A 337-nucleotide genomic window follows, 5' to 3' on the forward strand; every position below is an offset into this window, starting at 1 on the left:
GTTGTTGCTCCGTTTGGGTCGCTTGCTGGACATTGAACAGACGTATTTGTTTTATCACCTTCCAAAATTACAAGTACATTATCCGCTTTTACTTTTTGAGCGGTACTTTCAATATTTCCAACACTTGGAGCAGTCTGAGCAAAATTACCTTGAGTAGCTCCCGCAACCTGTACTTTGAGAGGCGTTTTATATACTCCTTTCCCGCCTGCTTTTACTTTCACAGATGGACTGTCTATTATAGTAGCCTGAGCTGTAGCATTGTCTGTTGTAAGCGTACAGTCTTGAACTGCTATGTATTTCACTGAAGCACCTCTAAATTATTATTTATTTTTACGCT

General features: G+C 39.8%; 1 protein-coding gene. It reads right to left on the reverse strand.

Annotation, left to right across the window (positions count from 1 at the left end):
- On the reverse strand, positions 1–302 hold a 302-nt coding region (locus tag EZH24_RS13655; RefSeq protein WP_137999505.1), incomplete at its 3' end, for a hypothetical protein.
- Between the last annotated feature and the right edge of the window lie 35 nt (positions 303–337).

The sequence above is a fragment of the Brachyspira catarrhinii genome (genome assembly GCF_005518285.1).
GTDB classification, from domain to species: domain Bacteria; phylum Spirochaetota; class Brachyspiria; order Brachyspirales; family Brachyspiraceae; genus Brachyspira; species Brachyspira catarrhinii.